Annotated in this window: 10 protein-coding genes and 1 tRNA gene; 9 read left to right on the top strand and 2 right to left on the bottom strand. The window is 58.3% G+C overall.

The genetic code is table 11. The features are described from left to right. Positions 1-35 precede the first annotated feature (35 nt). Positions 36-123 (top strand) — tRNA-Ile (locus tag WCA85_RS34145). 199 nt (positions 124-322) lie between these two features. Here the strand turns inward: WCA85_RS34145 and WCA85_RS34140 are convergent. After that, positions 323-1210 (bottom strand): LysR family transcriptional regulator, encoded by an 888-nt coding sequence (locus WCA85_RS34140; RefSeq protein ID WP_424070010.1) that lies wholly within the window; start codon positions 1208-1210, stop codon positions 323-325. Between the two features lie 97 nt (positions 1211-1307). Between WCA85_RS34140 and WCA85_RS34135 the strand changes: the two genes are divergently transcribed. The 7 genes from WCA85_RS34135 (at position 1308) to WCA85_RS34105 (ending at position 8661) form a co-directional block, all read left to right on the top strand. Beyond that, a complete protein-coding gene (locus WCA85_RS34135; protein ID WP_424070008.1) occupies positions 1308-2084 on the top strand; it encodes an HpcH/HpaI aldolase family protein in 777 nt (258 codons plus the stop codon). Beyond that, a complete protein-coding gene (locus WCA85_RS34130) occupies positions 2074-2982 on the top strand; it encodes an amidohydrolase family protein (protein WP_424070006.1) in 909 nt (302 codons plus the stop codon). Before WCA85_RS34135 ends, WCA85_RS34130 begins: the two co-directional genes overlap by 11 nt. Before the next feature lie 16 nt (positions 2983-2998). Next, positions 2999-4150 carry a DUF5624 domain-containing protein gene (locus WCA85_RS34125; protein ID WP_424070004.1) on the top strand — a complete coding sequence of 384 codons (1152 nt, stop codon included), beginning with the start codon at positions 2999-3001 and terminating at the stop codon, positions 4148-4150. A 97-nt stretch (positions 4151-4247) separates the two neighbouring features. Then, on the top strand, positions 4248-5564 hold the full coding sequence (locus tag WCA85_RS34120) for an MFS transporter (protein ID WP_424070002.1): 1317 nt from the start codon (positions 4248-4250) through the stop codon (positions 5562-5564). After that, positions 5551-6657, top strand: coding sequence for a hypothetical protein (locus tag WCA85_RS34115; RefSeq protein ID WP_424070000.1), 1107 nt, complete (start codon positions 5551-5553; stop codon positions 6655-6657). The genes WCA85_RS34120 and WCA85_RS34115 overlap by 14 nt, the downstream gene beginning before the upstream one ends. 139 nt (positions 6658-6796) lie before the next feature. Then, positions 6797-7900, top strand: a complete 1104-nt coding sequence (locus WCA85_RS34110) for a porin (protein ID WP_424069998.1) — start codon at positions 6797-6799, stop codon at positions 7898-7900. 575 nt (positions 7901-8475) lie between these two features. Further along, positions 8476-8661 (top strand): hypothetical protein, encoded by a 186-nt coding sequence (locus WCA85_RS34105; RefSeq protein WP_424069996.1) that lies wholly within the window; start codon positions 8476-8478, stop codon positions 8659-8661. Between the two features lie 99 nt (positions 8662-8760). On the opposite strand, the gene WCA85_RS34100 is transcribed toward WCA85_RS34105, so the two are convergent. Then, entirely contained in the window at positions 8761-10197 is a 1437-nt protein-coding gene (locus WCA85_RS34100) for an aspartate ammonia-lyase (RefSeq protein WP_424069994.1), read from the bottom strand. Between the two features lie 448 nt (positions 10198-10645). Between WCA85_RS34100 and WCA85_RS34095 the strand changes: the two genes are divergently transcribed. Beyond that, positions 10646-12295, top strand: coding sequence for a GMC family oxidoreductase (locus tag WCA85_RS34095; protein ID WP_424069992.1), 1650 nt, complete (start codon positions 10646-10648; stop codon positions 12293-12295). The last annotated feature ends 24 nt before the right edge of the window (positions 12296-12319 follow it).

Here is a 12319-nt window from a genome sequence, read left to right as displayed (position 1 = left end):
ACTAGGCCCGGCCTTCAGACCGGGTCTTTTTGTTAGGGCCGGACGCCGTGCTGGTTGCAGGCAGCGGACTCATAATCCGCCTCCGAAAGGACACCGTGGGTTCGACTCCCACCCGGCCCACCAAGGCTTTCTAAGATTTCTGGCATCCCGAATTTGTTCCGCAAAAAGAGGGTTGCTCCGCACAATCTCTTATCTGGTCGGTCCGACCATCTCGCACCGACGCTTCCTGACGTAGTGTTCTGTCATGGCATCTATGGCCACGCCTCGATCGTTATAAATCGTACCCGTTCTGCACCGTTTGACTGGGTGCGACCGCCGCGTTTCATCTGAGACCGAGCGCCAACTCCACAAATTGCATTGCTCGAGCGTTGGCGTCGCGATAGCGATGGGCGATATACAGCGTGGTAGTAGTATCCGTCTCGTCCAGGTGTCTGAACACAACGCCAGCTACCGCAATGGCTTGCAATGCCGCGGGCACGAGGGCAATGCCAAGGCCGGTCGCGGTCAATCCAATCAGCGTGGAAGCCTGTTGAGCCTCTTGTACGACTTGAGGTTCAAATCCGCGCTTCGCGCACAGCGCGACCGTTTGTTCATACACCGCCACGCCTGCCTGCCGTGGATACGCAATGAACGGCTCGTCGCGCAGATCTTCCAGTTTGATAGATGGAACATTGGCGAGTCGATGCCCCACATGCATCGCGAGCAATAGAGGCTCCTCCATCAATGGTGTGAATACAACCTCAGCAGGTGGTGCGCTCTCGGGCAGCCGCAACAAGCCGACGTCAATCTGCCGTTGCTCGATGGCCTCGATTTGCAGAGACGAGGACAACTCCAGCAGCGTGATGCTCACCTTTGGCCGTTGCGTTCGGTACGCATGGATGAGCCGCGGGAAAAACGGCGAAAGCGTTGATGCATTGGTAAATCCGACGCGCAGACGTCCAACCTCGCCGCTGACTGTGTCCCAAACGCTCTGCTTTGCGTGCTCAACGCGCGCCAGAATCGCGCGCGCATCCTCAAGCAACGCAAATCCTGCTTCAGTCAACGCTACGCTGCGGCGCGTGCGGTGGAAGAGCCGCGCGCCGAGATCCGCCTCCAACGCCTGAATGGCGAGGCTAAGCGGGGCCTGCGTGATGCCAAGTCGCTCGGCGCTGCGCCTGAAGTGCAATTCCTGCGCAAGGACGACGAAATACTCAAGCTGCCGGATATTCACTGATTTACTCTGCAAATCAATAATGTGATTTCAGAGAATAGATCAAAACTGTTCCGTCGACGATACTGTGTTCCACCAACACAAAAACGGAGACAGCATGAACGGTGCAGAACTGATCGAGCGCCTGCGCGGGCGGCACCAGATCATCGCGCTGGGTATCCGGGCCTCTCGCACGACAGACACCGTGCGCTGGGCCAAGGCGGCTGGATATCATTCGATCTGGATCGACATGGAGCACAGCTCTCTGCCGCTCGACACTGTCTCCCAGCTTGCCTCATGCGCCGTCGATCTGGGGCTGATGCCGTGGGTGCGCGTGCCCGAGCGCGATTACGGCACGATCAACCGGGTACTCGACGGCGGCGCGCTCGGCATCATCGTGCCGCGCGTCGAAACGGCCCAGCAGGCACGCGATGCGGTTACCGCCACGCGCTTTCCACCACTCGGGCAGCGCTCGCAACTCGCCACCCTCCCGTACGTGCAATTTGAAAAACTGCCGCCCCGCGAAATGAACCGTCGCCTCAACGAGGCCACCGTGCTCAAGGTACTGATCGAAAGCAGGGAAGGAGTCGAGGCTGCTGACGCGATTGCGTCGGTCGAGGGTGTGGACCTGCTGGCACTTGGCTGTAACGACCTCTCGGCCGATATGGGACACACCGGGGAGTCTGCACATCCCGACGTGGTTGCCGCCTGCCGCCGGGTGATCGCTGCGGCGCAGCGGCACGGCAAGGTCGCGATTGTCGGCGGCATGCCGGAATGCGACGCGCTGAATGATCTGCGTCGAGAGGGCGCTGCCCACTTTATCTTCGGCGGCATCGACAGCGATGTTTTCCTTGCGGCGCTGCGCGAACGCGCGGAACAGGCCCGTGCTCTTTAAACCTCATTACTTTCCGACCATGGCAGAAACCCCGCTGATCTCCACGCCGATGCGCGATTATGAAACGCTGTCGCGCCCGTCGTTCACGATGCCGTCGCTCGCCTGCGATGCGCACATGCACGTGTTCGGGCCGTCCGACAGATATCCCCACGTCGAACATCCACACTACACGCTCCCCGACGGCAAGCTCGCGTATTACTTGCAGTTGATGGGCAGGTTGCAACTCAAGCGCTTCGTGATCGTTCAGCCAAGTTTCTACGGCACCGACAACCGCTGCATGATCGATGCGCTGCACGTCGCGGGTTCGATCGCCCGCGGCGTGGTGATGATCGACGAGAGGACCGATGCCGCGAAGCTCGACAGCTTCCACGCATCAGGCGTGCGCGCGGTGCGGCTGGACCTGTTTGCACGCGCAGATTTGCCTACCGCTGAAATCCAGCAGTACATCACGCGCATGGCCCGACTGTGTACGACGTTGGGATGGCACGTGCAGTTCTACGCGCCCGGCTGGGTGGTGCGCAATCTGATCCCGTTTCTCGCGGATGTGCAAACGGATTTCGTGATCGACCACATGGGCTACATGCTCGAAGAGGACGGCCTGACTCCGGCCGATTTCGAACGTCTGCTCAGTTTGCTAAAAGACGGAAATTGCTGGCTGAAGCTGAGCGCGCCATATCGCATTGCAAAGCATCGTGGCTACGAAGCCGTGGCGCCCATGGCCGAAGCCATCATCAAAGCTGCGCCGCAGAAGGTGATCTGGGGGTCGGATTGGCCGCACATTCCAGACTCGACGCGCGACACCGGCGAGTTGCTGAACTTGCTCGGTGCCTGGACCAACGATCCGGCAGTGCACAAGATGGTTTTGTCCGACAACCCCGCACGTCTGTTCGATTACTGAGGCAGTCAAACCCATCATGGCTTACCAACCCAATGCCGCGTTTGCTGGTCTCTTTCGCGCGTTCACGTCGGACCCGCAGAGCATCGGCGCGCATTTGACCGAGCAGATGGCGCGACAGGCAGCTGACGATCCCCTGCTGGTGTCAACCGGCAGCGATATCGTGCTGTTTTCCGGCACAGGACGCGCGCCGACGATTGAGAGCTTTCGCAAATCGACTCGCGGTTTCATCGAGCTAACGGCAGTTTCGCATTTGCCGCTAGCCATTGCCTATCTGGCGCGTATGCGCGAACTGTCGCCGCACGATGACACTTGGCAAAGCGATTCCATACGCCTGCGAGATCACGCCGAGGCTACCCGCGCGGCGAATTCAAGCGCGTTCTGGCGCGATCATGTCGCCGTCGATAGCTTCGCGGGCCACGAACAGAAGATCGCCGATCTGGTCGACTACACATGCAGGGTCACGATCGATCTGATTGAGCGGATGCAAAACGATCATTCGTTGCTGAGCTTCGATCGTCTGAACGACGAGTACTTCGCGTCGCCACCTGGCGATGCCTTGCCGGTACCGATGAACGATGTGATGTTCGCAACCTTCGGGCTCGCCTTTCTCGACATTGTCTATCGCATTGGCAACTGGTTGCGCGCGCAATCGCTGGACTGGACCCGTTTAATGGTGCTGGTCAGCGGTCAATCAGGTCGGCCGACCGCTGGCGCCACCTGGGCCACCAACAATATGTGTTACCTGGTGTGGAGCGCGTCTGACCGGGTGCTTTTGCCGGAACGTGTACTGGTCGCGCCGCATGCGCCGTCGTTCTCGGTCGCGGAACTGCCTGACGCAGCGGGACTCGCAGAACTCGAACGCACGTATAGGGCGTTGTGGCTGAACACGCGAGCGAGTATCGATGTCGCACGCGATCTCTTTCCAGATCAGCGCCCGTACGGCTTTGATCCCGCGCCCGCAGACGGCATGCCGCCGATCAAGTCGGTCGACGACCGTGAGGCGACCGTCGCACGCCTGCGACGCATCATGGAAGACCCATCTCAACTGCTATCTAATTGCGTCGCCGATTACATCGTTGATCAGCTGCACAAAAATGGTAATCAGCCGCAGAGGGTCGAGATACCCGGGTTCACGAATGTGAGCTACCCGCACATGGGCGAGTCCTAAAGATAGAGCAAAGGAAAGGCGACAGGCAATCCGACCCGCACGGCAGGGCATCCGCGCGGACCATAAAAAAACGCCCTTGATGACGGAGACAGGTTTTATGAATCCAATTGCACGAGAGCCTTCCGCCGGTCCATCGGTGAGCAACGTTTTGAGCATTACGCTCGTTTGCTTCGCCGTATCGATGATCGATGGGTTCGACACGTTGATGCTGTCGTTCGTCGCGCCATTACTCGCCAGGTCGTTGCAGATAGATCACGCCACTGTCGGCCGCATATTCGGCGCGGGGTTCATCGGCACTGTTCTTGGCTCGTTGACTGTCGGCCCGTTGGCGGATCGCTTCGGGCGCCGTCCGATGCTTCTCATGGCACTGGCCGTAACCGGCGTTTTCACGCTGGGCTGTGCATTTGCTGGCTCAGCAACGATGCTGGCCGCTTTGCGGTTTATCGGCGGACTCGGTATGGGCGGTGCCATTCCTCCAGTTGCCGCAATTACAGCCGAAAGTAGTTCACCACAACGCCGCTCGACCTTGGTGATTCTGATGTTCATCGGCTTTCCACTTGGTGCTGTGGTCGGGGGGGCGGTTACCGCGGCGTTGATGATGCGATTCGGCTGGCCGTTGGTCTTCCTGATGGGTGGCGCCTTCTCGCTACTCGTGATGATTCCGGTGCTTCTCGTGATCCCTTCGCGCAACCTCAGTCGCGTCGAACGGGCACCTGCGCTGAAGCAAACGTCGACTCGTGGCCTGCAAGTAGTCGGCGGCGTGTTCACGGGCGGCCGGCTTGGGGCAACGCTGGCGCTGTGGTTCGGTGTGCTGTCGAGCATGATCCTTTCTGGCTTCCTGGTCAGTTTCATGCCGACTATCCTCAACATGAACGGCGTTGAACCGGGTCGCGCAGCGCTTGGTTCGGTTGTGCTCAATCTCGGCGCCATCGGCGGAGCACTCGTGCTGTCTGCCACGGTCGGCAAACGTGCGCCCTTCGTGCCGGTGTCGCTGTCTTTTCTGGGTGGCGCGGTGTTGACTGCAGCGCTCGGTCAAATCATCGGCGCGGGGAATGTCGCGTTTGCGATGTTGTTTGCAGTGGGCGCGTTTTTGGTCGGCGGCCAATTGACGTTTCCGGCGATCGCTAGCTATCTATTCCCAGCCAACGTGCGGGCGGCCGGTATCGGCTGGGCACTTGCCATCGGACGCGTTGGTTCGATCATCGGGCCGGTGGTCGGTGGCATTTTGCTGTCGCAGCATCTGTCGTTCGAAACACTGTTCATGCTGTCGGCGATCCTTGCGGTGGCCGGGGCGCTCGGCATCGCGCTGGCCAATCTGCTGAGACCGCGCGAAGCGATTGAGCCGGCTATGGCAGCCAGGTCTTTCCCAATCACAGGTTCCGAGTTTGGAGACGCCGGCAATGGCAAACATTGATTCGCGCGGAGGTCTGGTCACGCAGATCCAGCAGTTGGCCACGACCGGTGCGCGTGCGGCCGAAGTCTTTGCGACGGATGAGGGCATCTTTCTCGCTGTGCCGCAACTGGCACGCGACGTGCCCGGTGAACCGCCCTATATGAACGGCGGTGACAGCGACGTCGAAGCGCCAATCTACCGGTGGCAGGACGGCCGTTTCGTCGAGTACGAGACACTGCCCCTATCTGGTGGCGAAGACCTGGAGTACTTCGAGATCGACGGCCGCCGCTTTCTCGCCGCGGCCGGCATCCGAACCGGTAAGGGACCCTATAACCTCGATACCGAGGCCGTCGTATACGAACGCGTCTCCCATGTGTGGGTGCCACTGCAACGCTTTCCCGTATTCGCCGCCAAGCAATGGTTCGCCTTTTCATTCGAGTCCCGTCATTTCCTGGCGTTGGCGCAAGGCGCGGTGGTCGATGGCGTCGTTCCCAGGCATCCGCGCCAGTCGTGCCTGTTCGAATGGAACGGCGAGCGCTTCGAGCCGTTCCAGACGTTCGAGGGACTATGGGGATACAACTGGGCGTTCGCGAGTTTTGGCGGCGAGCACTATCTCGCGTATGCCGATCACGTCAGTGGATCCTCGGTCCTCCGTTGGGATGGCGAAAAATTCGTGCTGCTGCAATTGTTTGACGAAAACGGTGGACGTGCCTTCCAGTTTTTTGAAGCGGATGGCGCGCTATGGATGCTGTACGCCAATCTGCTTGAACACACCACGCTTTATCGGTTCGACGGCAACCGCTTCATCGTTATGCAAAAAATCGGTGGCCCGGGCGGACGCGAACTGTGTCTGATCGATGGGGACCATGGCCTTTATTTTGTGCGTGTGTGTTTTATCACTGGCACGCCCAAGACACCGGTTGTCGAACTGCAATCGGAGATTTTCAGGTGGCGGGATGATCGCTTCGAACTTGTCGACGAGTTCGCCACCTCTGGCGCAACCGACGCCGCGTCCTTCACGGTTGGCGGTCAACGTTATGTGGTCGTCAGCAATGCGTTAAGTGAGAGCGTCCGCTTCAGTGTTAGCTCGACGCTCTATCGCTTCAACGGCTAGCAGCCGCACAGAGGCCAAACAGGCTTCGCAGCAATCGCATTGACGCCCGACGGCCCGTCGGGCATTCCCAGGCGGGAACAGACATCCCTTAACCGGGAGGGCACCGTTTTGCCTGAAAAAATAACTAATGGAGACTGCAATGAGAAAGTTCGCCTTGAGCACTGCTGCCTTGATTGCGCTAGCAAGCCCGGTTGCCCACGCGCAGAGCAGCGTGACGCTGTACGGCATCATCGACGCAGGGGTCACCTATTTCAGCAACCTGAACGGCCATTCAACCTTCGTTGCCAACGATGGGTCGATCCAATCGAACCGTTGGGGTTTGCGCGGCGTCGAGGATATCGGCGGCGGTACGCGAGTCATCTTTGACCTGGAAAACGGCTTCAATCTTTACTCCGGTACGATGGTGCAATCGGGTGTGCTGTTCAGCCGCCAGGCGTGGTTGGGTATTGCTAATGACAGATTCGGCCGGTTCACGCTCGGCAAGCAGTATGACTTCTTCTGGGACAATCTCACGCAGTTTGCAATGGGCTCGTACGCCGGACAGTACGCGTGGCACCCCGGCGATTTCGATCACCTTGCGGGCACGCTGCACATCAATAACGCAATCAAATACACGTCACCTAATTACTCAGGATTTCAGGCTGGCGCACTGTATGCGTTTCCTTCGCAATCCGTATCGGCGGGAACAGGGCGGGTGATTGCGTTTGGCATGCGATATTCGAATGGACCGGTGGATTTCGCTGCTGCGTACACCGACACACATGACCTCGGTCTGAATGGACCCAGCCAGGCCGGCACTACGTTCTTCCCCAATCTGCCCGCCACCCCAGTGCTTGCGGAAAGCGTGAGCACCTTGGGCGTGGGCGCCGACTATCATTTCGGCATAAGCATAACGCGGCTGCTCTTCACCGATACGCATTTCCGCATTGGCAACGACAATGGCTCGATGCCGACGTATGAAGTGAACGATGTGCTCCAACTCACACCGGCAACGACCGTGATGGGCGGCTACTGGTACAGCAAGCTTGGCTCACAGAAGTGGCAGAACGCGACACTTTTGCTCGATTACTCCTTGTCCAAGCGTACGGATGTTTACACGAGCGCGACTTATCTGCACGCGTCGGGCGGTGCCGCGCCGGTGTTCCTTGGCGGAGGCGCGGCACCCGTGTTTGCCAATGGCCTCTACGTGGGTAGTGGTCAGTCTTCGACTGCGGTACGGGTCGGTATCCGCACGTTGTTCTAGTCTTTGCGCGTTCGAACGTACGCGCAATACACCGAGCGCGGCGCGGCCTGGTCCGCCGACTTAGGAAAGTCGCTTTCATGCTGAAAACTGCCGCTCGCTTTGCTCCGTGACCCGGAAGAGGCTTGCCGTTGAAGAGTGATTTCAAAAGCGCCGGTACGAAGGAGCCTGAGCGCAGTTTCGCCATCGTAGGCCACAGCAGCATGGTGGCCATAGCAGTCCAGCAGGAAAGCGAGACCGTCCGCGACAGACTCATTGTCGTCAGGCTTCGATCGGATTCTGAGCCTCAAGGACATCGTACAAACACGGGATACGGAGGCGGACCGCATGCGTCGCGATCTAACCAACAGCGCCAGACGGAGAGTTGGATCCGACCCACCAGCCGCAGCGCGCAGGTCGGTCTACCAATTCGCCCTGGTCGCAATTAAAAATCCAATATTTTCAACTAGTTGTGTTATCGCTTGCCGCGGCGCCGCCGATTGGCACGCACTTTGCATTAATCCCCATCGAGGAGTGGCGACACCCTCAAAACAAGCTCTGACATTCCTGACGGATCAATTTACCCTTGGAGAACCGAAATGAACACGCTGGTAATCAAAGACCTCCCCGTAGTCGTTGAGATGGATCGTACTGCAATGACCGCCGTCAGCGGCGGGGCGTTGCCGCAGCAGATCGTGAACATCATCCAGGCCGTTGGCGACTATGCAAATGACTCTCCTGTCCAGCACAGTTTTACTGGCAGTGGGACTTCTGTGACGTACTAACAGAAACACGGTGATTTCGTAGCTCAAGGCCCCGCCAACGAGGGCCTCTTTGAATTCGCATCCGGTGACTTTATCTGCGCTGATACCGACCGTTCCGCCTCAACTTGACGGGTTGTTATACGACCGAGGCTGGTTCTCAGGAACTGTCAATGCCAGCGGGTCGAGGATGCGATCCAGGTCGGACTTCGACAGCAGCCCCTTCGCGAGGACCAGGTCATAGACGCGCGCGCCAGTCTCAAGCGCTTCCCGTGCGATCTCCGTTGCGTTCGCGTAGCCAATGTACGGATTCAGCGCAGTTACCACCCCAATCGAACGTTCAACGCTCATGCGCAACTGTTCGTGATTCGCGACGATGCCGCGAACGCATCGGTCGGCAAGTGTCTTGCACCCAGCCGCCAGGTGCTGGATGCTCTTGAACAGGCTAAACGCAATGATGGGCTCGAACGCGTTAAGCTGAAGCTGCCCACCTTCGGCTGCGAGTGTAATTGTCAGGTCGTTGCCGATTACTTCGAAGGCAATCTGGTTCACGACCTCTGGAATGACGGGATTCACCTTGCCCGGCATGATGCTGGAGCCGGCCTGCATTGGCGGAAGATTGATCTCACCGAAACCGCAGCGCGGACCAGAGGACAGTAACCGAAGGTCGTTACATACCTTCGATAGTTTGACTGCGATGCGCTTGAGGACACCGGAGACTTGCACGAATGACCCGCAGTCCTGCGTTGCTTCGACAAGATTCGCTGCCGTTAGGAACGCGTATCCAGAGTTGCCTCGAAGGTGCCGGCACACACCGGCGGCGTAGTCGGGATGTGCGGTAATGCCGGTACCAATTGCAGTTGCCCCGAGGTTGATTTCAAGCAGCAGCAGTCGAGCCTCAGCCAGTCGAGCCTCATCCTCATGAAGCATGACGGCATAGGTGCTGAATTCCTGCCCCAGCGTCATTGGTACGGCGTCTTGAAGTTGAGTGCGACCCATTTTCAACACACCCCGGAATTCGTCAGCCTTTGCTTGGAACGCCTGACGCAGGTACGCCATCGAGTCTAGCAATTCGTCGATGTAGAACTGCAGCGCCAGTTTGATTGCGGAAGGGTAGACGTCGTTGGTACTCTGCCCAATGTTGACGTGTTCGTTCGGATGCAGCTTCTGATAGTCCCCCCGTGAATGGCCTAGGATTTCGAGCGCGCGGTTGGCGATGACCTCATTCGCATTCATGTTGCTCGAGGTTCCTGCCCCTCCCTGAATGACATCGACCACGAAGTGTTCATGGTGGTGGCCATCAATTATCTCTTTGCAGGCCGCAGCGATTGCATCAGCGCGCTCCAGATCAATAAGCCCAAGCTCTGCGTTTGCCTGAACCGCCGCTAGCTTTACCTCGGCAAGCGCACGGACCAGGCCCCGGTACTGGCCGATGGGTATGCCACTGATAGGAAAATTCTCGACGGCACGAAGTGTATGGACACCATACAAGGCTGCGCCAGGTACGTCGCGGTCTCCGAGTAGGTCGTGCTCACGGCGCGCGTTTGCAATCTGCTGCATGGTTGCCTCTCAAGGTTGTGGTTCAAAAGCTCTCAGCCTTCATCTGGCCATGCTGAACGGACGTACCAGCAGCAGTGGCATCGAAAACCGGGAGCACCGGCTTAAGGCAGTACGTTTGCCACGAGTCCGAGACTAGAGGCCTAAGGGTCTGCGTTCAAAACATGCTGGTCAATTTCGCATCCTCCGCAGCAGGTGAAGTTAAGTGACGCACTACCGTTGTTAGGCGGACCAGCAGATGGGAGAACTCATCGATATGCGTCACGGTGCGTCAGTAATTGCGAGGGTGCGAAATTGAATGCGCTCATTTGATCGAAAATACTTGCTTAAATCGACTGGGGTACTTCCGTGGGCGGTCAAGTCGTGTTTCCTTGCCCTATGCGCGTGTCTAGAACGTCTCCATCGCAAGTCATGTAGAGCGGCTGTCTTTTCACTATCTTCGAAATACAAGATGAACAAGCTTCGTTCAATGAGTGCAACTTATGTTGTCGTAGGTGGGGGAACTTCAGGCTGCATCATCGCAGCTCGACTCTCAGAAGACCCGTGCGCAACGGTCATTCTTCTTGAGGAGGGCCCTAGGGATTCAAGTCCGTATATTCGCTTCCCAGGCACGTACTACAAGACTGCGCAGGGCGGTTTGCTCAAGCGGTATCGTTGGGAGTCCACAATTGGGTACGAGCGTGATGAGAACGACACTATGGCGCAGGCAAGCGTTCTCGGTGGCGGTAGCTCCGTCAATGGCATGGTGTATGTGCGAGGAAACCCGCAGGACTATGACACTTGGGAAGCTTCGGGCGCCCATGGTTGGGCATTCCGGGACGTTCTCCCATACTTCCGGCGTGCGGAGAGCAATGCAAATTTCTCAAACGAATACCACGGCACGGTAGGTCCCGTCGGCATCAGCTTCCCAGCGAGTGTCCATCCTCTAACACGAAAATGGCTTCAAGCTTGCCAGCAGTCCGGATTGCAGTACGTCCCGGACTTCAATGGAGGCGCGCAAGACGGCTGTGGGCTTTATCAGGTCGCCGTCAAGGACGGACTGCGCTCAAGCTCGGCAAGTGCCTATCTGCGGCCGGCGGAGAAGCGCGGAAACCTCACGGTGCTGGTCGGGGCGAAGGCCCTGAGAATCTTGTTGGACAAGGACCGGGCCGTCGGCGTTGAATATGTCGTTGCCGGTGAGAAGAAGCAGGTCTTCGCGGAGCAAGAGGTCATCGTTTCGTCGGGGACGATCAATACGCCCAAACTGCTGATGCTCTCCGGGATTGGCCATGCCCCGCTGTTGGAACGGCATGACATCAAGATTCATGCTGATCTTCCTGGTGTCGGCAGGAATCTCCAGGACCACCTCGAAATGTCGCTCGTTTATCAGATGAAGGCTGGCTCGGACAGCTACGACAAGTTCAAAAAACTGCACTGGAAAGCGTGGGCCGCACTTCAGTATGCCGTCGCGCGCAGTGGTCCCATCGCATCTAATCTCATTGAGGGAGGTGCTTTCTGCCGAGGGTCGCAAACCGACTTGCCGCCTGACTTGCAGTATTTCTTTATCGTGGGCGCAGGCGTTGAAGAAGGTACAGAAAGCGTTCCGGGCGGAACGGGGTGCACGCTGAATTTTGAGCATGTCCAGCCTCATTCGCGGGGACAGGTGTTGCTGCGCAGTTCGAACCCAGCAGACCCACCTCGGATTGTGCCCAACTATATGGTTGAACAACACGATGTTGACAGGCTGACCGAAGGATTTCTTATCGGTCGGGAAATCATGAGCCAACCGGCGATCCGACCGTACATCGAACGCGAGCATTATCCCGGTAAGCAGTTCGAGAGCCGCACGGAGCTAGGAGAATATCTTCGCAAGAACGCGCGCGCTGCGCTTCACCCGGTCGGGACGTGTCGAATGGGCAGCGATGCGCTCAGCGTGGTCGACCCCGAGCTACGGGTTCGAGGGATTGAAAACCTTCGAGTCGCAGATGCGTCAGTGATGCCGCGGATTCCGTCGGGCAACACGAATGCCGCTTGCACGATGATTGGCGAGAAGGCCGCGGACATCATCCGCGGCAGGCGCCTTTCCCTTCCAACGTCCGTGCTCACAGAGAGCGGGGCGTAATCGAACCCGCGTAGATTAGTTTGC

The organism is Paraburkholderia sp., from assembly GCF_049581445.1.
GTDB lineage: Bacteria > Pseudomonadota > Gammaproteobacteria > Burkholderiales > Burkholderiaceae > Paraburkholderia.
This window is presented reverse-complemented; position numbering and strand designations above follow the sequence as displayed.